The following is a 23,335-nucleotide window of genomic DNA, read 5'->3' as shown; positions in this document are numbered from 1 at the left end:
ATGAAAAAATTTAATATAGAACTTATAAAACAAATAGGGTGTTCCGCTCACTCCAAATGTAACACCAGCAATATTAAGCAAATGTGCTTGTTATTGGCTATAGTAATAGCATTGGCATCCTGCAAAGGCACCCCAGCCACTGCAGATGTAGCTGCTACGCCCGAGGTACAAACGCCGGTAAGTGTAACCACCGTAAATGATAGTACCATGGTAAATTATACAACTTTAAATGCCACATCAACATTTCAAAAAAGAAGTGTTATTAAAGCAAATGCCAATGGCTATTTACAAACTGTAAAAGCACAAATAGGGCAATATGTAAATAAGGGCGCAGTAATATTCTCTATTAAAACCAAAGAGGCGCAAAGCATCGGCAACACCATAAATATTTTGGATACTTCTTTTAATTTTTCGGGTGTGAACCGCATTAAGGCTGCAGACCATGGTTATATTACCCAGTTAAACCACCAAACCGGCGATTATGTGCAGGATGGTGAACAATTAGCAGTAATAAGTGATCGGTCAAGCTTTGTATTTATTATGCAGTTACCTTACGAGATGCGCCAGGTTGTAAAGACCAACCAGAGTGTGCAGCTTACTTTACCTGATGGGCGCCAGATAAATGGCAATGTAGCCTCATTTATGCCCGCGGTTGATACCGCATCGCAAACACAAGGTGTAGTTATCAAAGTTAATGCGGATAATACCATCCCCGAAAGTTTGGTGGCTAAAGCCCGCATAGTTAAATTATTAAAACAAAACACGCAATCATTACCCAAAACCGCAGTATTAGCTAATGAAACCCAGACAGAATTTTGGGTGATGAAATTAATTAACGCTACAACCGCGGTTAAAGTCCCCATAAAAAAAGGAATGGAAAGCGGCGACCAGATAGAAGTGCTATCGCCTAAATTCTCACCGCAAGATAAGATCATTGTTACTGGCAATTACGGTTTAGCAGATACCGCTAAAGTTAAAATTATAAAATGACACCTGAAAAAAAAGAAACAAGGGTAAGCAAAGCCGAAAACATATTTGTTTTTTACCGTAAACCGCTATTGCTGGTTCTATCGCTTATTTTAATAGGTGGCACTTTTGCTTATACCAAACTGCAAACTTCGCTTTTCCCCGAAATTACGTTCCCTAAAATAAAGATCATTGCCGATGCAGGGTTACAACCTGTAAACAAAATGATGATCACCATTACCAAACCTTTAGAGAATGCCATCAAACAAATACCCAACCTGCAAATGGTTAGGAGCACTACCAGCCGCGGCAGTTGTGAAATATCTGCCTATATGGATTGGAGTGCTGATATAGACCTAAGCAAACAACAGATTGAAGCGCAAATAAGTAAAATACAAAACACCCTGCCACCCGATGTTAATATATCGGTAGAGAAAATGAATCCCTCTATTTTGCCGGTAAGTGGTTATACGTTAGAGAGCCATGAACGGTCGCCAATAGAGTTAAAGCAGTTGGCTACTTTTACAGTAAAACCCTTTTTATCACAGGTAGCAGGCATATCAGAAATACGCATAATTGGTGGCAAAACAAAAGAATACTGGCTGGTACTTAACCGCGAAAAAATGACATCGCTGGGTTTAACGCCTGATATAATAAGTACCGCACTTAGCCAAACCAATTTTATAAAATCAGAAGGTTATTTGTCTGATTATAAAATGCTGTATCTAACTGTAACAGATGCTACTGTAACAGGCAAGGACCAGTTAGAGAACATGGTGATAAGTAATGACAGCAAACGCGTCATCCAGCTTAAAGACATTGCATCGGTACAAATAAGTGAAGGTATAGAATACACAAAAATTAATGCCAATGGCCATGATGGGGTACTGGTTGCAGTAATTAAACAACCCAACGCCAATTTAATTTCGCTATCAACAGATATGGCGCAAAAGGTTGTCGCCTTACAAAAAATGCTGCCTAAGGATGTAACCATAAAACCCTATTATATACAGGCCGATTTTGTAAATCAGTCTGTTAAAAGTGTAACGGATAGTGTTTGGATAGGTTTGCTGTTAGCCATAATAGTTGCCATAATTTTCTTGCGCTCATTTAAAGCCAGTGCCACCATTTTAATTACCATCCCGATTACGCTATGCCTTACTTTACTTGTGCTATACATTATTGGATACACCTTTAACATCATGACCCTGGGCGCTATAGCAGCGGCCATAGGTCTTATAATTGATGATGCCATTGTAGTAGTTGAGCAAATACACCGCACACATGAGGAACACCCCGAAGAGCCTACACGCAAATTATTAAAGAAAGCTATTGATTATTTGTTCCCGGCAATGTTGGGATCATCAATAAGTACCATTGTAATTTTTGTTCCTTTTTTACTGATGACCGGGGTTGCAGGAGCTTATTTTAAAGTAATGACCAATACCATGATCATTACGTTGGTTTGCTCGTTTTTTGTAACCTGGATAGGTTTACCTGTTATATATTTATTATTAACCAGAAATAAGCCAAAAGCTGTAAACGTCAAAGAAGAAACACACGAAGTAAAAAGGCAGCGCTGGGTATCCTTTTTTATCCTGCGGCCGGTAATGAGTATTATTATTATACTGGTATTGGTAGCTGTAATTATATTCATTCCCGGAAGATTACAAACAGGCTTTTTGCCAGATATGGACGAAGGCAGTATTGTGATGGATTATAGCTCGCCTCCGGGAACATCATTAACAGAAACCGACAGGATGTTAAGGGAAGTGGAGAAGCTTATTACCCAACAGCCGGATGTAGCGGCCTACTCTCGCAGAACCGGCACACAAATGGGCTTTTTTATCACCGAACCAAATACCGGCGACTATTTGATACAACTTAAAAAAGATCGTACAAAAACTACCGAAGAAGTTACCAGCGATATACGCAGCGCGATAGAAAAAACACAACCAGCGTTAAGGGTTGATTTTGGACAGGTAATTGGCGATATGCTGGGCGATCTGATGAGCTCTACCCAGCCTATAGAGATAAAAATTTTTGGTGATGACCAGCACATTTTACAAGATCTATCTAAAAAAATTGCAGAACAAGTTACAGCCGTTAAAGGTACTGCCGATGTTTTTGACGGTATTGTTATAGCCGGCCCCTCGGTAAGCATTTTGCCTAATTATGCAAAGCTGGCGCAGTACCGCATTACTCCTGCCAGCTTGCAATTCCAGGCCCAAACAGCTCTTGATGGCAATGTGGTCGGCAATTTGTATGAAACGCAACAACTGTCGCCTATCCGTATGGTTTACCCGGGTAACCGTTACCTAAATATATCAGCTATAAAAAACCTTAATGTATTTTTAGGTAATGGTAAACTTATACCTATCAACCAGTTGGCTGATGTATCTATACAAGCCGGGGAGGCGGAGATAAGCAGGCAAGACCTGCAATCAATGGGGGTAATTACGGCACGGCTTGAAAACAGCGATTTGGGCACCGTAATTCCGGCCATCCAAAAAAACATTAGTGAAAAAGTTAATCTACCACCAGGCTATCACGTTGAATATGGCGGTGCTTATGCAGAACAGCAACAATCATTTAAAGAATTGCTCATCATATTAATAACATCAAGCTTACTGGTATTTGGCGTAATACTTTTCTTATTTAAACAATTCAGGATAGCGCTTTTAATATTAGTTATCGCAGTTTTAGGCATCTCGGGCAGTTTCTTAGCGCTGTTTATTACCAATACACCGCTAAATGTAGGCAGCTATACCGGGTTGATAATGATAGTAGGTATTATTGGCGAAAATGCCATTTTTACCTTCCTACAATTTAAAGAAAGCGCGCTCGAGAAAAACGTTGATGAAGCCATAATCTATTCTATCTCCACACGCCTTCGCCCTAAATTAATGACAGCCTTAGGCGCTATTATAGCGTTAATGCCTTTGGCATTAGGCATTGGTGCAGGCGCACAGTTGCACCAGCCATTAGCTATAGCGGTTATTGGGGGCTTTTTGGTGGCGCTGCCTTTATTACTTATTGTATTGCCAAGCATGCTGCGTATTATATATCGCAAGGGCGATGTAAATCCTCACCCCGAAAATCAAAATATTTAATACAAACTTTATACAGAATTGCAGCCGATCTTTAAATCAAAAAATAAAAATGTCATCTCGAACGAAACGAGGAGAAATCTGTACACGGGCATGGGCCAACTTTACAATGTATAGATTTCTCGCTAAGGCTCGAAATGACAAGTTAACTTAATCAATCAAAAAAAAATCAAATGAAAAAGTCGCTTTTAACTATTGCCGCATTACTTATTGGTGGTGCAACCTTTGCACAAACCTATGTTTTAGATAAAACCATCCCCCTAACCGGAGAAGGTGGCTATGATTACCTGTCTATCGACAAGGTAAACAACCGTTTATATGTATCGCATGGTACAATGGTTAACGTTGTTGACCTGGCTACCGAAAAACAGGTTGGCGTAATAGAAAATCTGAAAGGTATTCATGGTATAGCTATTGATAATAAAGCAAATTTGGGTTTTATAAGCGATGGCCGTGCAAATCAGGTGGTTGCATTTGATCTGAAGACTTTGAAAACAGTTGGATCTGTTCCGCTTGATTCTAAAGGCGCGGATGCTATTATGTACGATTCATTCTCAGACCGGGTTTATACCTTTAATGGCGATAGCAATAACTCATCAGTAGTAAATCCAAATACACTTAAACAAGTTGGCACCATTGCCTTAGGTGGCGCACCCGAATTTGCCGTGAGCGATGGCAAAGGGAAAATATATAATAACCTGGAGGATAAAAACAGCCTTAACGTTATTGATACCAAAACTTTAAAGGTGATCAAAAATTATCCGCTGGCACCAAAGGGCGCACCAACCGGCATTGCTTTAGATGAAAAAAACAAACGCACATTTTCTGTATCGCGCGAAAACAACAGCATGGTTGTAATAGATATTACTACCGGTAAAGTAGTGGCAACCGTACCTATTGGTGCAGGGGTTGATGCTGTTGCTTATGATGCTGAAACCAAACTGATATTCTGTTCAAACGGTGACGGAACAACTACCATTATCAAACAGGAGTCTGCCGATAAATATAGTGTTATACAAACCTTAGCTACTCAAAACCGCGCAAAAACATTAGCCTTAGATAGCAAAACGCATAAAATTTATTTAAGCGTAGTTAATTTTGAGCCGGGTACACGTAAGGCATTACCTAACTCTTTCAAGGTATTGGTTTATAAACAACAATAACAGTTTTATAACTAATATTTAAATTTTTATAATTATTTTTGAAGAATTGAGTTATATAATCATCCCCCCTTATCTAACTTAAATTAAAGATTTTTTATAAATTTTATGACTAAAAGAACGGATTTTGTTTATTCGGAGGTTTCAGAACCTCATCGTGTACGTACCAAAAAAATTTTAAAGGAGTTTCCTAATTTACGGAATCTTATAGGCAAAAACCCGAATACCATATTTGCTATAATTGGCCTGGTGGCATTTCAGTTAGTTTTGGCCTGGTTTCTTCGTGATCAGTCATGGTGGTTAATATTTGGTGCTGCTTATTTACTAGGTGCCTTTGCAGACCACGCGTTGTTTGTAATGATACATGAGTGCGCACACCAACTGCTTTTCAAAAACCGTTCGGCTAACCGTTGGGCAGGTATGTTGGCTAATATGCCGCAAATTTTTCCAAGCTCTATATCGTTCGAGCGTTACCATATAAAGCACCACTCTTTTCAGGGTGTTCATGAGCTGGATGCCGACCTGCCTAATAAATGGGAAGCAAAGCTGATTAACAATTCATTTTTGGGTAAAGCCTTGTGGTTGTTATTTTATCCGCTTTTCCAGGTTTTCCGTTTATCAAGATTAAGAGAGATCCAAACATTTGATATCTGGATAGTGGCTAACCTATTAGTACAGGTAGTTTTTACAGGCGCTATTTATTATTTTCTGGGCTGGCATTCGTTAGCGTTTTTATTGTTGAGTTTCTCATTCTCGGTTGGTTTACACCCACTGGGCGCACGTTGGGTGCAAGAGCATTACTTAACCCATAGTGTTGAGCAAGAAACTTATAGCTATTACGGTGGCTTAAACCTGGTGGCTTTTAACGTAGGCTTCCATAATGAGCACCATGATTTCCCTTCTATCCCATGGAACAAATTGCCCGAGATAAAGAAAACCGCTCCTGCGTATTATGATACCTTGTTCTACCATAAATCATGGACCAAACTGTTTTTTAGGTTCTTGTTTGATAAAGAGATATCATTATTTAACCGCATACTAAGAAAAGAAAGGGGTAAAGTAGCCTTGACAGATGTTTCGAAACCAGATGTGGAATTGACCGCGTAGATATTAAAAAGGGCTCTCAAAAAAGGGCTCTTTTTTTGTTACAATACAATTTAAGTAAATTTGCCCACGTTTTAATACCTTAATGAGTACCACTAAGAAATTAAATATCCTTTTGCCTATTGTGTTCCTTTTGTTTTTAGGGGCCTATGCCAGGCATAGATTCATCAGCACTGAAATTGTTTTAACCGGCCATTTGCAGGATAAGATGATGGACGAAATATCGGGTATTGCCGCATCGGGTATTAACAAGGATGTTTACTATGTACATAATGATAGCGGCGACAGCAGTCGCTTTTTTGCTATAAATCCGGAAGGGAAATTATTAAGCACCATAGATTTTACAGGCGACCCTACCATTAAAGGCGGTGCTTTAGATTGCGAAGATATAGCAGTCGGCCCGGGCCCTGACAGCAAAAAAACTTACGTTTACATGGGTGATATTGGCGATAATCCAGCCAACCGTAAATACATCACCATTTATCGCATGGCAGAGCAGGCTTCATGGATAAATAGTGTAACATCAAAAGCAGACGCTGTTCCACTGCACTTGAAATACCCTGACGGCCCTAAAGACTCGGAAGCTTTAATGGTCGATCCCATACAAAAACTGATCTACATTGTATCAAAAAGATCTGATACGGTTAGTATTTATACTACTCCCCTGGCTTTTAAAGCTAATGATACGGTGACTATGACCCGTCGCGGCAAATTATTTTTTAAAGGTTTTAAACCCTTTAAATGGATAACCGCCGGTGATATATCAAAAGACGGCACACAAGTATTGTTAAAGAGCTACGAAAAAATTTATTACTGGAAACGCAACGGCAAAGAACCTATTTGGCAAACCATGTTGGGAAAACCTGAAGAACCAAACTATCAACAGGAAAAACAGGGCGAAGCTATTGGCTTTACAGCTGATGGCAAAGGGTACTATACCACCAGCGAGGGCGTATATGCGCCTATCTACTACTACCAAACTCCTTAAATATTGCGGTTGCATTTATTAAAATAAAAGTTTTACTTTTAGGAGAATATAAACCCCAATTATGAAAAGAAAATTTTTAGCAACTATTGTGTTGTTATGTAGCGTGCTTATTTGTTTTGCAGCTATTGCCGAATTAAGCGGCAAATGGAAAGGCGTTTTAAAGATGAGCGATGGTAACGAATTGCCGCTTACCTACGTCTTTAAAGTTGATGGCGAGAAGCTATCCGGCTCTGTGATATCAGAACGTGGCGAGATACCTTTAACCGAAGGCAAAGTAAAAGGCAGTGATTTTACATTCAACATCACTATAAATGATAATGTAATACCTAATACCGGCAAATATTATGGCGACTCGACCGTTATAAACAGCGATTTTAATGGCCGCAAAATGCACCTGAAATTAATCAGATCTGACAAATAATTATTTACAATAAAACATATTAACATCATGAAAAGAAATATCCTGACTGCTGCCTTATTGTTATGCAGCGTACTAATTTGCTTTGCTGCCGCTATTACTGATTTAACCGGAAAATGGAAAGGCAGTGTAAAAATGGCTGACGGTAATGAATTCCCGCTTACTTATAATTTTAAGGTTGATGGCCAAAAAATAACAGGCTCTGTTTTATCACCACAAGGCGAGCTGCCTATTTATGATGGCAAGATCAGCAGCGATAAAGATTTTACTTTTAAGGTTGATGTAAACGACAATCCGGTGCCAAACGTTGGTAAATTTTATGGTGATTCTGTCACAGTAGTTGCCGATCTTGATGGCCAAAAATTGCACGCTACACTTAAAAGAGTAGTTGTTAAATAAACCACGCTAAAACAGGGGTGTCACCCTGCGGCCCTCGAAGGGTGAGCATAAAGGCTCGCCCGCATGCTTCGACGGGGCTCAGCATGACACCCTCTTTTATTTTTAAACCACACCCTCCTTGCTTTTCCCCCACCCAGCAACTACCTTTGGGGCAGCATGCTCAAAAGGTTTACCGCCATATTATTATTGGTTGCGTTGGTTTCGACAAATTTCTCGCGATACTTTGTTTACGCGGGATTTGAGCTAAACAAAAACTATATCGCCACCAAACTTTGCGAAAACATAAATAAGCCCTGGCTGCATTGTAATGGCCATTGCTACTTCATGAAAAAGATAAAAGCCGCGCAGGAATCTGAAAAGAACGACTCGCGCCAATCGCAAAAAAATCTTTTCCAGGAAGTATTTTTCTTATCATCTACTACCATAAAGTTCCACACGCGTTTACTGCGTACTATTTCAACGCCTTATCATAGCCCTGCTAACCTGGCTTTTACCGGCGCTGTATTTCGCCCTCCGCAAATAGGTTAAGTTTCCACAGGTTTTATTGCTCATCTATCGTCAAATAACATAGATGTGGTGCTTTTATATATTGGCGCCTGCTACCCACTGTTTTCTTAACCCGGAAGGCAACTTTCCACCTTATATACTTACATGAAAAAATATTATATATATTTTTTGCTGAACTTATTTGCAACAACCGCATTTAGCCAAACTATAACCGGCACCGTAACCGATGCCATCACGCATGAGCCACTGGCTAATGTATCTATCAATCAGGCGAATCATCGCCTAACCCAAACCAATGCAAGCGGCCAATTCAGCATCGCCGCAGGCATACAAACAATTAGCGTTGTGATGATGGGTTATACCACCAAAACTATCAACCTTAGCAATGCTGATAAACTGAATATCGAATTAGATCCTTCGTCCGTTGATCTGCAGCCGGTAGTAGTGTCGGCCAATCGCGAGGGCCAGGCAAGGCAGGATGCGCCTATTGCTATCAGCAAGATCAATTCGACCCAAATAAAAGATACAAAAGCCACCGCCCTGTACCAGCTATTAAATAAGGTTGCAGGCGTTTACATGGTTAACTTAGGTAACGAGCAGCATACTATGGCTATACGCCAGCCTATAACTTACAACGCGCTGTATTTATATATGGAAGACGGCGTGCCCATACGCCCTACCGGCATTTTTAATCATAACTCGTTATATGAGATCAATATGAGTGGCGTGAAGGATATTGAGGTTATTAAAGGCCCGGCGTCATCGCTTTATGGCAGTAACGCTATTGGCGGGGCTATTAACTTTATCACACAAGGCCCGCCTGCCGGGTATGCCGGTAATTTGTCTATACAAGGCGATAACTATAATTATCGCCGGGTTGATGCTGATGGTGGTTTTACATCGGGCAAGTTTGGTTTATACGCAGGGGGGTACATCGCCCACCAAAAAAATAGCTGGCAGGATTATTCTGATTTTGATAAATATTCTGTCAACTTTAAAACAGCTTATGCAATGGATGATCGCACCAAATTAACCGCTACCGCTGCCTATAACTATTTAAACACCCAAACGCCGGGCAGTTTAGATAGCACGCATTTCTATAATAAAAGTTACGGCAGCAACCAGCGCTTTACCTATCGTAAAGTAGAAGCATTTAGAGCCTGTGTTAAAGTAGAGCATAACTGGAACGACAAGAACAGCACCTTTTTTACCGCATTTTTCAGGGATAACTCGACTGCGCAATTACCCAGTTATTTTATTGCTGATGTTAGAAGCAGCACAGGCATTTACCAAAGCAGTAGTGGACAGGTTAACGACCAAAAATTTACCAGCTATGGGCTTTTAGCGCAGCATCGGGCCAATTTTACTTTTTTAAAATCGCGTTTAATAGCGGGTATTTATTTGGATGATAGTCCTAGCTCTTACTATGCGCAGTTTTTAAATATCACTAAAGATGTGGCTGATAACTATTATACATCGTTTACCAATACAGGTACTTATATTGATAACTATCGCATCAAACTATTTAATACCGCCGCTTATACCCAATATGAAATAAATCCAGTTGAGCCTTTGCGCGTTGTGATGGGCTTGCGTTATGACCATGTACATTATAACTTTACCAACGCCCTAACAAGCGGCACCAAATACAAACAACAGGAAACTAATGATTTTAACATCATCGCCCCCAAACTGGGTTTAACTTATTATTTGGGTGGGAACAAAGGCTTTTACGCCAACTATAGCGTAGGCTTTCAACCACCCGAAACCGGCGATCTGTATAGTTCAAGGCAATTAACTCCGCTTAAACAAGCCACGTTTAATAATTACGAGGTTGGCGGCTGGTTATCGGCATTTGACAAAAAGATGTATGTAGAAGTAAGTCTGTATGATATGGAGGGCCATAATGAGATCATCAACCAGTTACAGCCTGACAATACCACTCAAAACCAAAACGCGGGTGCTACCCGCCACCGTGGTATTGAATATGCAATAACCTATGCCCCGGTTAGCGATTTAAGTTTTAGGTTTAACGGCACCAATGCCAAACATACGTATGTTGATTACAGCGAGGTGGCTACCAACTATGTTACCAATACCAGCTATAGTATTAGCTATAACAGCAAACGCATGAATAATGCTCCTGCCTGGATCGCGGGCTCTGAGTTAACTTACAAGCCAACCTATTTCCCCGGTTTTAGGGTGGGGGGAGAATGGCAGCATATTGACCAATATTTTACCAACCCGGCCAATACCAAAACTTATTCGGGTTATAATATTTACAATCTGCGTTTAGGTTATGATTTTAAAAGCGATGTGATAAAAGGAGCGGGTATTTGGTTCAACGTGTTAAACTTAACCAATAAGTTATACGCCACTACTGTAACCAGCAATCAATACGGTGATACGTATGATGCCGGGCCGCCGCGCACTATTACTTTGGGAATTAGTTATTCATTTGCAAAGCAATAATAATGTGCCAAGTGGTCCAGGTATGTCCATGTGGCCCTGGGCCGCTTACTATGATACAACGAATACCATTCACCAATTTTACTTTGCGCTTACGCTGGTCTTATATTGGTGTGGTAACTTTGCAATATGAAAATACAAATTTGGAGTGACGTTATGTGCCCGTTTTGCTACATTGGCAAACGCAGGTTTGAGCAGGCTTTAGATCAGTTTGACCATAAGGCTGATGTGGAGATAGAATGGAAAAGCTTCCAGCTTAATCCTAACCTGGTAACCGATACTTCAATAAATATTAACCAGTACCTTGCTGATATAAAAGGTATAACCATAGATCATGCTAAACAGTTAAACAACCAGGTAACAGAAATGGCCGCCGAAGTTGGTTTAACCTATGATTTTGATAAAGCCATTGTAGCTAACAGTTTCGATGCGCACCGTTTTGCACATTTAGCCAAACAAAATGGCCTGGGCGATGAAGCCGAAGAAGCCCTGTTTAACGCCTACTTTACCAAAGGCAAGAACATTGCCGACCATGATACCCTGGCCGAACTAGGAGAAAGTATTGGCTTAGACAAAGCCGAAGTTCATCATACTTTAGCGGGTAATAAATTTGCCATTAACGTACAACAGGACATTGCACAGGCACAGCAATTGGGCGTACGCGGCGTTCCGTTTTTTGTGATGGATAATAAATATGGCGTGTCAGGCGCACAGGCAGTACCCACCTTTTTACAGACATTAGAAAAATCATACAGCGAATGGGCAACAACCAATAAACAAACCACACTTGATGTTATAGAAGGTGATAGTTGTGAGGTTGGCGGGGATTGCTAGTTAGTCATCCTTCATTCAAATCGTCATCATTAGGGTTTAAAATATACTCGAAGTCTTCATACCCATTATGGAAATGAAACTTCAGGCGCGATCTGGGCACTTTAATATCTAATGACATTGTGCCCAGGGTTTCGGGCAGGTTATCTCTTATCAGTTTAAGGTCTGTTACGTGAGGCATTTCTATATAAATACCATCATCTAAAGCTTTTATTTCCCAGCCTGGCAGGTTAGCATGTTGTAGTATATCCAACCATTTTTGTTGATACAAGTTCATAGCAGTTGTTCTTATCCTTTAAAAGGAATAAATACACCAATGGTTTTAAGGGCTTCATCATTTTTTGACTTTCCCGTAACATAAACTACTGTACATTTGTCTTATTAATCATTTGATTAATATTTAGCTACAATAAACAGGTTTATTAACTTTTTGTATAAAATAGTCAGGAAATATCTTGCATAAGTAATACCTTTGCCACATTAATGGATACTAAAAACAGCACTGCTCTTCAACTTAAAAAAAAGGCCACAAAGCCCAAAGGCAAGATCAATACTTTTTTTGTAAGTCTTTATGATATACACAAGTTCATTCTCCGGTTTTTTAAGGAGGCGTTTATGCCACCTTTCGAGTTTAAAGAAATTGTGAGGCAATGTTATGAGGTCGGTGTGCGCTCATTTACCTTAATATCATTAACCGGGTTTATAGTAGGCTTAATATTTACCAAGCAGTCACGCCCGTCATTGGGTCAGTTTGGTGCGACATCGTGGTTACCATCATTGGTATCTATAGCTATAATGCGTGCGCTGGCACCTTTGGTAACAGCGCTTATAGCGGCCGGCAAGGTAGGTTCAAGCATTGGTGCCGAACTAGGCTCCATGCGTGTAACCGAACAAATTGATGCCATGGAAGTATCGGGTACCAAACCATTTAAATTTTTGGTATGTACCCGCGTTTTGGCTACCACCCTTACCGTACCCATTTTAGCTACCTATACCGGTTTTATAGCCATATTGGGCGGTTATGTAAACGTTGCTACTAACGAGGGCACCAGCTTCAGCACTTACATGCAGCAGGTGTTTGACCCGTTAACTTTTACAGATTTCACATCATCGCTTATTAAATCCATCGTGTTTGGATTTACTATAGGTATTGTGGGTAGTTACCAGGGGTATAATTCAACAAAAGGTACAGAGGGTGTGGGTAAAGCGGCTAACGGCGCGGTGGTAACGGCCATGTTTTTAATATTTATTGAAGAAATTGTTATAGTGCAGATAACCAGCTGGTTTCGCTAATTATAAATTATGGATAAGCCAAAGGCACCAATTGATTACAATAACGCGGTTATAACCATTAAAGGATTAGAAAAATCTTTCGATGATTATGATGTATTGCGCGGTATTGATCTGGAGCTTTACCAGGGCGAAAACCTGGTGGTGCTTGGCCGTTCTGGTACTGGTAAATCTGTATTGATAAAAATTATTTCGGGCTTATTACATTCTGATAAAGGGGTAATTACGGTATTTGGTCAGGATATCAATAAAATATCCGACAGGGAAATGCAGGAATTACGCATACGTATTGGCTTCTCGTTCCAGAACAGTGCCTTGTACGATAGTATGACCGTGCGCCAAAATCTGGAGTTTCCGTTGGTGCGTAACCGCAAAGATATAACACGAGCGGAAATTAATGACGCTGTTGAAAGCGTACTGGATGCAGTGGGTTTAAGCCAAACTATTAATCAAATGCCGTCCGAACTGTCGGGGGGGCAGCGTAAACGTATTGGTATTGCCCGTACATTGATATTGAACCCCGAGATTATGTTGTATGATGAACCTACAGCCGGCCTTGACCCTATTACCTGTATTGAGATAAATGAGCTGATCAACGAAGTTCAGCAAAAATATAAAACATCGTCCATCATTATTACACATGATTTGACTTGTGCCAAACAAACCGGCGACAGGATAGCCATGCTGTTAGACGGCCAATTTCAACGCCAGGGTACTTTTGACGAGGTTTTTGATACGATGGACGAACGGGTAAAACCGTTTTTTGATTACAATTTTATACGATAGATTTACACAGCATTAATTACAATGGATAAAGCAGAAAATAAACGCGCAATAATAGTAGGGCTATTTTTAGCCATCGGCTTAATTGTATTTATTGTTGGCGTTTTCACGTTGGGAAGCCAGTCAAAAAGCTTTTCAAAAAGCATACATATCAGCGCGGTATTTGATGACGTATCGGGATTAAAAACAGGTAACAGTGTTTGGTTCTCGGGCGTTAAGGTGGGCAGTATCAGCAAAATACATTTTATTGGCCCCGGCCAGGTTGATGTACGTATGAGTATTGATGAAGCCACCCAGCAATTTGTGCATCGTAACGCGGGTGTCCATATCGGGTCTGACGGGTTAATTGGTAATAAAATTATAGTGATTGATGGTGGCAGTCCGCAGGCACCTATTGTGCAGGATGGCGATGTTTTACAAACCGAAAAACTAACATCTACAGATGATATGTTAAAGGTGTTACAGCAAAACAATCAAAATTTACTATCAATAACCGGCGACTTTAAATTACTGAGCCGTAAAATATTACAGGGTAAAGGTACCGTAGGTACTTTAATGGCCGATAGCACAGTTGGTGTACAGTTTAGAAACGCCATGAGCAATTTCGAAAAAGCCAGTGCCAATGCTGCACAGTTATCTTCACAGTTAGAAAAGTTTAGTGGTAAGATGAACACCAAAGGCGGTTTGGCTGATAAATTATTGACTGATACCGCAACATTTGCCAGTATAAAAGCAGCCGCCAATCAGCTTAAACAAGCAGCAGCCAATACTACGGATGCTACAGATAACCTGAAAAGAGCCAGCGATAAATTTAATCGTACAGATAACGCCGTTGGTGTTTTATTGAACGACCCAAAAGCTGCGGCGCAAATACAAAGCACTATACAGAATTTACAACAGGGGTCTATCAAGTTAAATGAGGATCTGGAAGCTGCGCAACATAACTTTTTCTTGAAGGGCTTTTTTAAGGACAGAGCTAAGGCTAAGGCGGATAGCTTGAAGAAGGCAGGTAAGCAATAGGCCTTTCTGTCATTTCGAGCAATAGCGAGAAATCTATACACGCGCAAAGCAAACTATTTATGTATAGATCTCTCGCTATATTACTGATATTATTGGATCGAGTAAATCATCTTCATTCAAACACTTTCCACTTTCATAAGTTTAATTAATGCAGACTACTCAAATCTGCAACATTAAATCAACAGCTCATGAAAACCGCGAAACCAACAACTACTAATTCCGGCACTAAAAAAACATCATCCAAGGCCCACGAGGAAATCAAAACCGATTTCCCTTTAAGCGAGAAGGATGAAGTTAAGCAGGCTGAAAAGAATTTAAAGGAAGGACAAAAAAAGCGCGGGTAACTTTATAATTTAGTGGAATCAATTATTCAATATGAAAAGATTCCTTTTACCAACGTTATTAATCATTCTATCGTTCGCTGCCTGCAAACCTGCGGTATCGCCCGAAAGTCTTTACGGTAAATGGAAATACATAAAGGTTCGACATCCTAACTCCGACTCGCGTGATAGCGTTAGCACCACTACCCTACAGCTGGAAAAACCGTATATTGAATTTACCAATACAGATAGTCTCATTATTAATTGGGATGGCTGGGTCTTATCGCATGGCACTTTTAAAATCGATGGCCGCAATATCCAATACAAAGAGATCTTAGCGGATGGCAAGACAAGAGAATTTCCGTTTTATATAGAGGATTTGCAGGATAAGCAATTAATATTCTCGACAAAAGGTACTGATGGATCGGAAGTAACAGCGGCTAAGCAGTAGGCTGTTTTAGTTGGCAGTGGTTAATTTTTAAAATAAGGTGATACTTACCCCATAATCAGCACATATCTATAAAAAGACATATTATGCCCGGTATCAATAATCAAAACAGATCAGCACAGCGGCAAGAGCTTTTTATTGCTTTGTATAAAAAAGCCTTCCCGGTGGTTGCTAAATACATCAGCCGCATGGGTGGCAGCTTTGATGAAGCTAAAGATGTTTTCCAGGATGCGCTGGTTATTTATTATGAGAAGAGTTTAGCGACCTCATCAACCTTAAATAATGATACCGCTTACCTGGTTGGTACGGCCAAACATTTATGGATAAAAAGATATCGTGAAAGCAACCAAAACATCCCGCTGAATAATATTGATGTGGCGTTTGATGAGGAACAGGGAACTCCATCAAACAGCCGCCTGATGCGCTTTTTAGAAACCGCAGGCAAAAAGTGTATGGAGTTGTTAAAAGGATTTTATTATGATCAGCTATCCTTGGCCGAAATAGCCGATGAATTTGGCTACTCGGGTGTCCGATCAGCCACCGTGCAGAAGTATAAATGTTTGGAAAAAGTAAGAGAAACCATTAAACAAAAAGCATTGGTGTATGACGACTTCATGGAATGAAACTAAACAGATAGAAGCTCATTTATTGGGCACCGCCAACACCGGCGATGCTTTGGTATTTGAGGCAAAGCTTATGCTGGATAACGACCTTACCAATAAAGTAATATGGCAGCAAAAAACTTATGGTATCATACAGCAATTTGGCCGTCGTCAATTAAAAAAAGAAATAGAAATCATTCATCATACACTGTTTACACAGCCAGAGTATATCAGTTTCGCTCGAAGAATAAGGCTGCTTTTTAGTAAACAATAAACCACTAAACATTATGAATATCGACAAAAAAGAGTTCCGCAAATTTGCGGTGGGGCATTGCCATGTCCAAAGCGACCGGGTAGATAATTATATTTCGAGTATTGAAAGGGGCAGCATTCCCGTTGCCATGACGCCTTACATTACCGAGGAACGCGAAATGCGGGTATCGCAAATGGATGTATTCTCCAGGCTGATGATGGACCGTATTATATTTATGGGCGCACCCGTTGAAGCTAATATCGCCAACATTGTGCAGGCGCAATTGCTGTTCCTGCAATCAACCGATGCTAAGAAAGACATCCACATGTACATCAACTCGCCGGGTGGTGAGGTGTATGCCGGGTTTGGCATTTATGATACCATGCAACTGATAAGCCCGGACGTGGCGACTATTTGTACGGGCATGGCGCTATCCTTCGGTGCGGTATTATTATGCGGCGGGGCGGCGGGTAAGCGGAGTGCACTGGCACATTCGCGGGTAATGCTGCACCAGCCATTAGGCGGAGTGCAAGGCCAGGCATCTGATATTGAAATAACAGCCATCCAGGTACTAAAAGTAAAAAAAGAATTGACCGACATCATTGCCAAACACAGCGGGCAGGATTACCAGAAAGTACATGAGGTATGCGACCGCGACCACTGGATGATAGCCAGCGAAGCTAAAGAGTTTGGGGTAATTGATGAGGTGTTGACGTAAAATAGTCTGAATCACAGATTAAACAGATTAGATTAATTTAGCAAATACGCCGAATAATCGTTTAATCAGCTTATCTTTTTAATCTGTGATTCATTAATGCGCCATCCCGGCCGAAGCAGTACTACTCACATCCACCTTATTCTTTATCCGCGAAGCGCCAATTAATAATATCAGCAGGCCAATAACGGCTGTCGATTCCATAATACCTGCCATTGGAATGGCAGACTGGCTGTTAAATACACTCACTCCAAAAGTAGCCAGCGCGCCTAAACCTAACTGCAAAGCGCCTAGTAAAGCCGAAGCAGTGCCGGCGTTTTTCTCGAACGGTGCCAATGATAATGCTGAAGCGTTGGGACTGGTAATACCTACACAACACAAAAGGACGAATATCATACCTATAGTTCCGCCTAAGCCAAACCAACCATATATGCTGCCTATTAAAAACACTAACGCGGTAATAACTTGTATGCTTAACGATACCCTGATGATCTGCTCGCTTTTAAACTTTTTTAACAGCAGGTTATTAACCTGGCTCGAGCCAATAAAACCTACAGACAATGTGGCAAAGATCCATCCGTAAGTTTTTGCGCTTACTTTAAAAACCTCCATAAATACTATCGGCGATGCCGAAACATATACAAACAAGCCGGCAAAAGCAAAAGCACCTGCAAAGGCGTAAGTGTAAAATTGCGGCTCTTTAATTACCTGTAAAAAACTGTTAATAATAGGCTTGGGTTTTAGCGAGTAAGACGGATCGGCCTTATAACTTTCGGGCAAAAAGAATATTACGGTAAGTAATATCAACAGCGCCATTATTCCTAATATCACAAATATTAAATGCCAGCCAAATGCCACGGTAACATAGCCGCCAACCGTAGGTGCTATCATAGGCGATGCACCGAGGATCAATATCAGCAAAGCAAATATCTTAGCATTTTCTTCCAGCGGGAAAATATCGCGCACCATAGCCATGGAAGCTACACCCGCCGCACAGGCGCCTATAGCCTGTATAAAGCGCAGTATAATTAAGGTTTCAATACTAGTAGCAAAATAACAACCTGCCGATGCTATGATGTATAATACCAAACCAACATATAATGGTTTTTTGCGTCCAAACCTATCTAATAAAGGTCCGTACAGTAACTGCCCTGCTGCCAATCCCACAAAAAAACTGGATAAGGATATAGAGACTTGCGCCGTAGTAGTATGTAAAGATTTAGCAATAGCCGGGAAACCGGGCAAATACATGTCAATTGAAAATGGCCCTAAAGCAGTAAGCGAACCTAGTATAAGTACAGTAAAGAAATAACGTTGTTTAGTCATAAAAATAAAAAGGGATTGATACCCCGTAATTCGGCAAAGATCGCTTTTCTATATTAAGCGCATGTATAACCCGGGTAATATTTTAGTAATTATTTACCTAAATGACTATTAAAATATACAGTATGCTCCGTAGACGCTATCTGTTTGTAGTAGGTTAAAAAAAAATAAATTGCTCCGCAGGTGCAACCCTAATATTTGCCTCAACTGTTTAAAGGTAGCCTCTACGAGGAAAAAACTCAATTCTAACTGTTTTCTACAAACAGATAGCTCCTACGGCGCATTAAGCAGATTTATTTTATGTAGAAAGTGCAATAATTATTTTAACAAATATGCTTTTTGGCTTACTATTTGACTTACACCAAACAACTAAATTTATTTACAAATACAACATCATGAAAAAGTTATTATTATACACCGGTATATTTACTGCGGTTTTATTGTCAACCGGGAATTTTGCACATGCGCAAGAACATAAAGGCATAAGCGATCAGGGCAAAGGCGCTATAATTGGAGGAGCAGGTGGTGCCATAGTTGGTGGTATTATTGGCCATAATGTTGGGGGTGCCTTAATAGGCGGCGCGGTTGGTGCAGGTGGTGGTTACATTATTGGTAACGAAACACGCAAACATAAAGAGAAAAAAAGGTTAGCAGCTTATAGAGCAGCTTATTATCAAAGACATGGTCATTACCCAAATGCGTACGTGTATCAAAAAAGAAAATACTAACTTTTGTTTTTTTTGTTGAGGGCCTGTAACTTACTGTTACGGGCCTTCTGTTTTTTTAGTATATTGAAAACTCTTTAAGCACATTATCGTTTGATGGTAAAAGGTTTACTTGCAGTTTATTTTTGTCTCTTACCCGTGTTGCTATTAGCCCAGAACGATAGCAGTTCTGTAAAATACCGCCCTATTGATACGCTAGAAAAAAGAGACTTGATAGATATTGCCGGATCAATTTTTCATTTTAAATCGCGCCCGATATCGGCCAGCGAAAAAAAGAAGATTTATTTTTCTTTCCTGCCTATATCTACAAATGGGGTAGGGGCAGGCAGAGCGCTTATTACATCAACTACAGCCGGTTTTTATTTAGGCGATAAACGTACCACCTATTTATCCTCCATAAATTTTACGCCCTATTTTAATTTCAAAGGGCGGTATGGATTACCCATAAGTTCAAGCTTTTGGTTAAAAGATAATTCCTATAACATCAAAGGCGATACCCGTGTATTGGTATATCCGCAATACACCTGGGGTTTAGGTGGCGGGCAGCAATCGGATAATAAATTTTTGGTTGATTATGTTTATGTACGCTTTTACCAAAGCGCGCTTAAACGTATAACATCTTATTTTTTTGCTGGTATTGGCTATAATTTAGACTACTATATTGGTGTTGAAAGCGATGGCACCCAAAAAACATTGAGCCAGTTTACCAACTATAAATTTGGTACCAAGGCTAATCAAAACTCATTTTCATCGGGCCCTAGTATTAATTTATTGTATGATACCCGTAACAACTCCATCAACCCATTGCCCGGGTGGTATGGCAATGTTATTTATAGGTATAGTGCTGCTGCTTTGGGCAGTAATGATAACTGGCAATCATTATATGTTGATGTCAGAAAATATCTGTCGCTATCTCAATCCGGACCAAAAAACATGCTGGCTTTCTGGACGTATTACTGGACCTCGCTTTCATCAGGCACGCCATATTTTAACCTGCCATCAATTGGTATGGATCCTTATCAACGCTCGGGCCGTGGTATTGAACAGAGCCGTTACCGTGGCGAAAGTTTAATTTATTTAGAAACCGAGTACCGGTGCGACATTACCGACAACGGTTTGTTTGGCTTTGTCGCTTTTGCCAATATCAACTCGGCCAGTCAGCAAACGTCAAGGCGGTTTACGTACTGGAACCCTGCCACCGGGGTAGGCCTGCGTATTAAATTCAACAAGAAATCAGACACTAATATTGGTATTGACTATGCATTGAGTAAAAATTATTCGGCTTTTTTGTTAAATCTGGGCGAAACATTTTAATAAAAAAGTGCCCTGTAATCACTACAGGGCAATAAATTACTCTTTTAATAAAATTATTGTCATTTTGTTACCGTTTACCATATAAAAATAAAATATATAAACTATATTTGATTTATAACAACCGAGACTAGTTTTAGCCCATATATCACCCTACGCTTATTAAGCTTACACACTTAAACGACTTTTTAAGTTTTCGGAGTTATTTACCACTACACATGTCAAAACGTATTTTAATATTAGACGACAATCAGGACATCCTGGAAATTGTTCATGAAACACTTTCTTATGAAAAGTTTGATGTAAAAAGTACATCAAACGGCGAAGACGTTATGCCTATGCTTCAGGATTTTTTTCCGGACCTGGTTATATTAGATTACCGTGTGGCAGGTATAAATGGCGGTGAGTTATGCAGGCAAATAAAATGCCATCCGCAGTTTAAAGACACACCGGTAATTATATTCTCTGCCTATATTAACCATGATGATGAGCTTTTTGACTATGGCTGCGATGCCATTATTAACAAACCTTTTGACCTTACTGAACTGGTTGAAAAGGTTAATAGCCTAATATCATAACTTCCCCCTCCCCTCCTGCCAGTAATTATAAAATAGTTTAAACAATAAAAACATCGTTGTGTTGTCTTTTAAAAAGACATGGTGAGTGCTGCGCTTTTTATAATTTATAATGCTTACTATTGTTATAACTAACTCAACCCATTAACTAATTATTAGATGAAAATTTTTATCGCCAAGCTGCCTTATCAATTCCAGGAAGCTGACCTAACCGAACTTTTTGCCCCTTATGGCGAAGTAAGCTCTGCCAATGTAATTATGGACCGCGAAACCGGTCGTAGTAAATGTTATGCCTTTGTTGAAATGCCAAATGAAGATGAGGCGCAAAACGCTATTGACAATTTGAATGAAAAAGAAATCCTGGACAAAACAATTGCGGTAAGCCAGGCTAAAGAAAAAGAAAGAAGCGAAAGACCTAGCGGTGGCGGTGGTTATGGCGGCGGCGGATACCGTGGCGGTAATAGCGGCGGCGGTGGCGGCTATAACAAAGACCGTGGCAACAGTGGTGGTGGCGGCGGCTACAATAAAGACAGAGGCAATGGCGGTGGTGGTGGCTATAACAAAGACCGTGGCAACGGTGGTGGTGGCGGCAGCTATCGCGATAGAGGAAATAACAAAGGAAACTCGGATTATTAATCTGTAGAAATTATAAGAAGAGCCGCTTTAATAAGCGGCTTTTCTGTTTGTAATGAATTATGTATTTTTGTGTATCAATAGCAATAATATGGTAACAATAGATTCGACTTTAGAAGAAATAATGCAGCTTGATTTTAATTCGAGAGAGATGTTGTTGGAGATATTGCAAAAACGACAAATAGAAGCACGTCGTAACCAAATAGCTAAAACTGCTAAGCAAACTCTTAAGGATTATCATTCAGGTAAAATACAGCCACAAAGTGCTGAAGATGTGATTAAAAAACTAAACACACTATAATTGCCTATGCCTTTTGAAAGAAAACTAGTGTTATCAAAAGCTTTTGAAAAATCGCATAAAAAATTCACTGGTAAGAATCAGGCACTAAAAACGTCCATTAACAAAGCACTGTTAAAACTACAGTAAGATGCTTTCGATCCCATGTTAAGAACTCATAAATTAAGCGGAAAGCTTGCCGCTTACCTTGCTTGTTCTTGTGTATATGATTGTCGAATCATTTTCATTATTGAAAAGGACACATCGAATAGCGGCGGCGAAGTTATTTTATTATTAGATATAGGTACTCATAATGATGTATATTAAAAAAGACTTAAGAAATCTCCTAAGCCTTTTTTATGTTTTATAATAATAAGATTAATTCAGCCTAAACCCTATACCAAACTGCCAAACCTGGTTACGATAGTTAGGCACATAAGTACTGCCTTGCGAATCGGTTTGCTGCAAGTCAAGCGTATATCTTGCATGCAAGTCTACAGACCTGTTAATATCAAAGCTGATCCCCAACACACCATCTAAAAATGATTTATGGCCATTATTGTTTTCGTAATATTGCTCTCTTGATACGATGAAGCCATTATCATAAGTAGTAGTGGTTGATAGCAAATAAGATAATTGCGGACCAATATAAAAGTTAAAGGCCGGGCCTACCTTAAATTTTGCCAGCAATGGTACATCAATAAAATGGGTACGTTCGGTATATATCCCATCGATAGTAGTGGCCTCATATCCTTTTTGCGAATACAGCACTTCCGGCGCGAAGGATAGCGGGTAAATTATAGGCAGATCAAAAGTAATACCTGTGTTAAGGCCAACCAGGCTACCGGTACTGTAATTGGAGTTTGATGAACTGATCTGGTTAGAAACATTGGCCCCTATTTCCAAACCAATCTTTGGGCTGTAAAAATCGCCGTTATCACTGTTACGATTATCACCGCCACGTTGCGAATGGTAATATCTGCGTTGTGCATTTACCGAACCCGCAATCAACAGGCAAATAGCTAAAAAGAGAATTTTTTTCATGATAGATAGTCTTTAGTAAACAATGGTTTTTAGAGCGATGTGTTTTGTAAAGGTTTATTTATAA

The 23,335-nt window shown here is 40.0% G+C and carries 26 protein-coding genes; 23 read left to right on the top strand and 3 right to left on the bottom strand.

The annotated features are described in order from the left end of the window. The 10 genes from JWQ34_RS06620 (at nucleotide 1) to JWQ34_RS06575 (ending at nucleotide 11,955) form a co-directional block, all read left to right on the top strand. A complete protein-coding gene (locus JWQ34_RS06620) occupies nucleotides 1-990 on the top strand; it encodes an efflux RND transporter periplasmic adaptor subunit (protein ID WP_299355718.1) in 990 nt (329 codons plus the stop codon). Next, complete coding sequence (locus JWQ34_RS06615) at nucleotides 987-4,079, top strand: efflux RND transporter permease subunit (protein WP_299355716.1); 3,093 nt, start codon at nucleotides 987-989, stop codon at nucleotides 4,077-4,079. Before JWQ34_RS06620 ends, JWQ34_RS06615 begins: the two co-directional genes overlap by 4 nt. Before the next feature lie 170 nt (nucleotides 4,080-4,249). Continuing rightward, a complete protein-coding gene (locus tag JWQ34_RS06610; RefSeq protein ID WP_299355714.1) occupies nucleotides 4,250-5,239 on the top strand; it encodes a YncE family protein in 990 nt (329 codons plus the stop codon). Nucleotides 5,240-5,344: 105 nt separating this feature from the next. After that, nucleotides 5,345-6,343: a fatty acid desaturase gene (locus tag JWQ34_RS06605; protein WP_299355712.1), complete on the top strand. Its 999-nt coding sequence runs from the start codon at nucleotides 5,345-5,347 to the stop codon at nucleotides 6,341-6,343. Nucleotides 6,344-6,425: 82 nt separating this feature from the next. Then, complete coding sequence (locus JWQ34_RS06600; protein WP_299355710.1) at nucleotides 6,426-7,328, top strand: hypothetical protein; 903 nt, start codon at nucleotides 6,426-6,428, stop codon at nucleotides 7,326-7,328. A gap of 61 nt (nucleotides 7,329-7,389) precedes the next feature. Continuing rightward, the gene (locus tag JWQ34_RS06595; RefSeq protein ID WP_299355708.1) at nucleotides 7,390-7,749 is read left to right on the top strand and encodes a hypothetical protein; all 360 of its coding nucleotides are present in this window, start codon (nucleotides 7,390-7,392) and stop codon (nucleotides 7,747-7,749) included. 27 nt (nucleotides 7,750-7,776) lie between these two features. Further along, nucleotides 7,777-8,145 carry a hypothetical protein gene (locus JWQ34_RS06590; RefSeq protein ID WP_299355706.1) on the top strand — a complete coding sequence of 123 codons (369 nt, stop codon included), beginning with the start codon at nucleotides 7,777-7,779 and terminating at the stop codon, nucleotides 8,143-8,145. Between the two features lie 156 nt (nucleotides 8,146-8,301). After that, nucleotides 8,302-8,673: a hypothetical protein gene (locus tag JWQ34_RS06585; RefSeq protein WP_299355704.1), complete on the top strand. Its 372-nt coding sequence runs from the start codon at nucleotides 8,302-8,304 to the stop codon at nucleotides 8,671-8,673. A gap of 123 nt (nucleotides 8,674-8,796) precedes the next feature. After that, nucleotides 8,797-11,124, top strand: coding sequence for a TonB-dependent receptor (locus JWQ34_RS06580; RefSeq protein WP_299355702.1), 2,328 nt, complete (start codon nucleotides 8,797-8,799; stop codon nucleotides 11,122-11,124). Nucleotides 11,125-11,250: 126 nt separating this feature from the next. After that, the gene (locus JWQ34_RS06575; RefSeq protein ID WP_299355700.1) at nucleotides 11,251-11,955 is read left to right on the top strand and encodes a DsbA family oxidoreductase; all 705 of its coding nucleotides are present in this window, start codon (nucleotides 11,251-11,253) and stop codon (nucleotides 11,953-11,955) included. A gap of 4 nt (nucleotides 11,956-11,959) precedes the next feature. Here the strand turns inward: JWQ34_RS06575 and JWQ34_RS06570 are convergent, their stop codons facing one another. Further along, nucleotides 11,960-12,229: a hypothetical protein gene (locus tag JWQ34_RS06570; protein WP_299355698.1), complete on the bottom strand. Its 270-nt coding sequence runs from the start codon at nucleotides 12,227-12,229 to the stop codon at nucleotides 11,960-11,962. Nucleotides 12,230-12,435: 206 nt separating this feature from the next. Here JWQ34_RS06570 and JWQ34_RS06565 point away from each other — a divergent pair, with 206 nt between their 5' ends. The 8 genes from JWQ34_RS06565 to JWQ34_RS06530 all read left to right on the top strand — a co-directional run bounded on the left by JWQ34_RS06565 (nucleotide 12,436) and on the right by JWQ34_RS06530 (nucleotide 17,386). Continuing rightward, nucleotides 12,436-13,245 carry an ABC transporter permease gene (locus JWQ34_RS06565; RefSeq protein WP_299355696.1) on the top strand — a complete coding sequence of 270 codons (810 nt, stop codon included), beginning with the start codon at nucleotides 12,436-12,438 and terminating at the stop codon, nucleotides 13,243-13,245. Nucleotides 13,246-13,254: 9 nt separating this feature from the next. Then, on the top strand, nucleotides 13,255-14,028 hold the full coding sequence (locus tag JWQ34_RS06560; protein WP_299355694.1) for an ABC transporter ATP-binding protein: 774 nt from the start codon (nucleotides 13,255-13,257) through the stop codon (nucleotides 14,026-14,028). Between the two features lie 21 nt (nucleotides 14,029-14,049). After that, a complete protein-coding gene (locus JWQ34_RS06555) occupies nucleotides 14,050-15,045 on the top strand; it encodes an MlaD family protein (protein WP_299355692.1) in 996 nt (331 codons plus the stop codon). A 188-nt stretch (nucleotides 15,046-15,233) separates the two neighbouring features. Further along, nucleotides 15,234-15,389, top strand: a complete 156-nt coding sequence (locus JWQ34_RS06550; protein WP_299355690.1) for a hypothetical protein — start codon at nucleotides 15,234-15,236, stop codon at nucleotides 15,387-15,389. Between the two features lie 31 nt (nucleotides 15,390-15,420). Continuing rightward, complete coding sequence (locus JWQ34_RS06545; protein ID WP_299355688.1) at nucleotides 15,421-15,816, top strand: hypothetical protein; 396 nt, start codon at nucleotides 15,421-15,423, stop codon at nucleotides 15,814-15,816. A gap of 83 nt (nucleotides 15,817-15,899) precedes the next feature. Further along, nucleotides 15,900-16,436 (top strand): sigma-70 family RNA polymerase sigma factor, encoded by a 537-nt coding sequence (locus JWQ34_RS06540; protein WP_299355686.1) that lies wholly within the window; start codon nucleotides 15,900-15,902, stop codon nucleotides 16,434-16,436. Next, complete coding sequence (locus JWQ34_RS06535; protein WP_299355685.1) at nucleotides 16,417-16,689, top strand: hypothetical protein; 273 nt, start codon at nucleotides 16,417-16,419, stop codon at nucleotides 16,687-16,689. Before JWQ34_RS06540 ends, JWQ34_RS06535 begins: the two co-directional genes overlap by 20 nt. 13 nt (nucleotides 16,690-16,702) lie before the next feature. Further along, nucleotides 16,703-17,386 (top strand): ATP-dependent Clp protease proteolytic subunit, encoded by a 684-nt coding sequence (locus JWQ34_RS06530; protein ID WP_299355683.1) that lies wholly within the window; start codon nucleotides 16,703-16,705, stop codon nucleotides 17,384-17,386. Between the two features lie 93 nt (nucleotides 17,387-17,479). Here the strand turns inward: JWQ34_RS06530 and JWQ34_RS06525 are convergent, their stop codons facing one another. Next, entirely contained in the window at nucleotides 17,480-18,739 is a 1,260-nt protein-coding gene (locus JWQ34_RS06525; RefSeq protein WP_367278600.1) for a multidrug effflux MFS transporter, read from the bottom strand. 362 nt (nucleotides 18,740-19,101) lie between these two features. Here JWQ34_RS06525 and JWQ34_RS06520 point away from each other — a divergent pair, with 362 nt between their 5' ends. From JWQ34_RS06520 to JWQ34_RS06500, 5 genes are all read left to right on the top strand, one after another. After that, nucleotides 19,102-19,434, top strand: coding sequence for a glycine zipper domain-containing protein (locus tag JWQ34_RS06520; RefSeq protein WP_299355678.1), 333 nt, complete (start codon nucleotides 19,102-19,104; stop codon nucleotides 19,432-19,434). A 135-nt stretch (nucleotides 19,435-19,569) separates the two neighbouring features. After that, entirely contained in the window at nucleotides 19,570-20,745 is a 1,176-nt protein-coding gene (locus tag JWQ34_RS06515; protein ID WP_299355676.1) for a hypothetical protein, read from the top strand. Between the two features lie 215 nt (nucleotides 20,746-20,960). Next, the gene (locus JWQ34_RS06510; RefSeq protein ID WP_299355674.1) at nucleotides 20,961-21,320 is read left to right on the top strand and encodes a response regulator; all 360 of its coding nucleotides are present in this window, start codon (nucleotides 20,961-20,963) and stop codon (nucleotides 21,318-21,320) included. 156 nt (nucleotides 21,321-21,476) lie between these two features. Continuing rightward, nucleotides 21,477-21,953, top strand: coding sequence for an RNA-binding protein (locus JWQ34_RS06505; protein WP_299355672.1), 477 nt, complete (start codon nucleotides 21,477-21,479; stop codon nucleotides 21,951-21,953). Between the two features lie 88 nt (nucleotides 21,954-22,041). Further along, nucleotides 22,042-22,251 (top strand): hypothetical protein, encoded by a 210-nt coding sequence (locus tag JWQ34_RS06500; RefSeq protein WP_299355670.1) that lies wholly within the window; start codon nucleotides 22,042-22,044, stop codon nucleotides 22,249-22,251. Nucleotides 22,252-22,605: 354 nt separating this feature from the next. On the opposite strand, the gene JWQ34_RS06495 is transcribed toward JWQ34_RS06500, so the two are convergent. Continuing rightward, on the bottom strand, nucleotides 22,606-23,271 hold the full coding sequence (locus tag JWQ34_RS06495) for a porin family protein (RefSeq protein ID WP_299355668.1): 666 nt from the start codon (nucleotides 23,269-23,271) through the stop codon (nucleotides 22,606-22,608). Between the last annotated feature and the right edge of the window lie 64 nt (nucleotides 23,272-23,335).

Source organism: Mucilaginibacter sp. (assembly GCF_028288185.1).
GTDB lineage: Bacteria > Bacteroidota > Bacteroidia > Sphingobacteriales > Sphingobacteriaceae > Mucilaginibacter.
The sequence above is the reverse complement of the archived record's forward strand: the minus strand, read 5'-3'. Positions and strand labels throughout refer to the sequence as shown.

Excerpts from the sequence above, each read along its gene's own strand:
- JWQ34_RS06555 (WP_299355692.1), top strand. The coding sequence starts at position 14,050 with ATGGATAAAGCAGAAAATAAACGCGCAATAATAGTAGGGCTATTTTTA.
- JWQ34_RS06595 (WP_299355708.1), top strand. The coding sequence starts at position 7,390 with ATGAAAAGAAAATTTTTAGCAACTATTGTGTTGTTATGTAGCGTGCTT.
- JWQ34_RS06520 (WP_299355678.1), top strand. The coding sequence starts at position 19,102 with ATGAAAAAGTTATTATTATACACCGGTATATTTACTGCGGTTTTATTG.
- JWQ34_RS06540 (WP_299355686.1), top strand. The coding sequence starts at position 15,900 with ATGCCCGGTATCAATAATCAAAACAGATCAGCACAGCGGCAAGAGCTT.
- JWQ34_RS06585 (WP_299355704.1), top strand. The coding sequence starts at position 8,302 with ATGCTCAAAAGGTTTACCGCCATATTATTATTGGTTGCGTTGGTTTCG.
- JWQ34_RS06580 (WP_299355702.1), top strand. The coding sequence starts at position 8,797 with ATGAAAAAATATTATATATATTTTTTGCTGAACTTATTTGCAACAACC.
- JWQ34_RS06530 (WP_299355683.1), top strand. The coding sequence starts at position 16,703 with ATGAATATCGACAAAAAAGAGTTCCGCAAATTTGCGGTGGGGCATTGC.
- JWQ34_RS06605 (WP_299355712.1), top strand. The coding sequence starts at position 5,345 with ATGACTAAAAGAACGGATTTTGTTTATTCGGAGGTTTCAGAACCTCAT.
- JWQ34_RS06620 (WP_299355718.1), top strand. The coding sequence starts at position 1 with ATGAAAAAATTTAATATAGAACTTATAAAACAAATAGGGTGTTCCGCT.
- JWQ34_RS06550 (WP_299355690.1), top strand. The coding sequence starts at position 15,234 with ATGAAAACCGCGAAACCAACAACTACTAATTCCGGCACTAAAAAAACA.
- JWQ34_RS06535 (WP_299355685.1), top strand. The coding sequence starts at position 16,417 with ATGACGACTTCATGGAATGAAACTAAACAGATAGAAGCTCATTTATTG.
- JWQ34_RS06505 (WP_299355672.1), top strand. The coding sequence starts at position 21,477 with ATGAAAATTTTTATCGCCAAGCTGCCTTATCAATTCCAGGAAGCTGAC.
- JWQ34_RS06565 (WP_299355696.1), top strand. The coding sequence starts at position 12,436 with ATGGATACTAAAAACAGCACTGCTCTTCAACTTAAAAAAAAGGCCACA.
- JWQ34_RS06500 (WP_299355670.1), top strand. The coding sequence starts at position 22,042 with ATGGTAACAATAGATTCGACTTTAGAAGAAATAATGCAGCTTGATTTT.
- JWQ34_RS06610 (WP_299355714.1), top strand. The coding sequence starts at position 4,250 with ATGAAAAAGTCGCTTTTAACTATTGCCGCATTACTTATTGGTGGTGCA.
- JWQ34_RS06510 (WP_299355674.1), top strand. The coding sequence starts at position 20,961 with ATGTCAAAACGTATTTTAATATTAGACGACAATCAGGACATCCTGGAA.
- JWQ34_RS06600 (WP_299355710.1), top strand. The coding sequence starts at position 6,426 with ATGAGTACCACTAAGAAATTAAATATCCTTTTGCCTATTGTGTTCCTT.
- JWQ34_RS06575 (WP_299355700.1), top strand. The coding sequence starts at position 11,251 with ATGAAAATACAAATTTGGAGTGACGTTATGTGCCCGTTTTGCTACATT.
- JWQ34_RS06560 (WP_299355694.1), top strand. The coding sequence starts at position 13,255 with ATGGATAAGCCAAAGGCACCAATTGATTACAATAACGCGGTTATAACC.
- JWQ34_RS06615 (WP_299355716.1), top strand. The coding sequence starts at position 987 with ATGACACCTGAAAAAAAAGAAACAAGGGTAAGCAAAGCCGAAAACATA.
- JWQ34_RS06590 (WP_299355706.1), top strand. The coding sequence starts at position 7,777 with ATGAAAAGAAATATCCTGACTGCTGCCTTATTGTTATGCAGCGTACTA.
- JWQ34_RS06495 (WP_299355668.1), bottom strand. The coding sequence starts at position 23,271 with ATGAAAAAAATTCTCTTTTTAGCTATTTGCCTGTTGATTGCGGGTTCG.
- JWQ34_RS06570 (WP_299355698.1), bottom strand. The coding sequence starts at position 12,229 with ATGAACTTGTATCAACAAAAATGGTTGGATATACTACAACATGCTAAC.
- JWQ34_RS06545 (WP_299355688.1), top strand. The coding sequence starts at position 15,421 with ATGAAAAGATTCCTTTTACCAACGTTATTAATCATTCTATCGTTCGCT.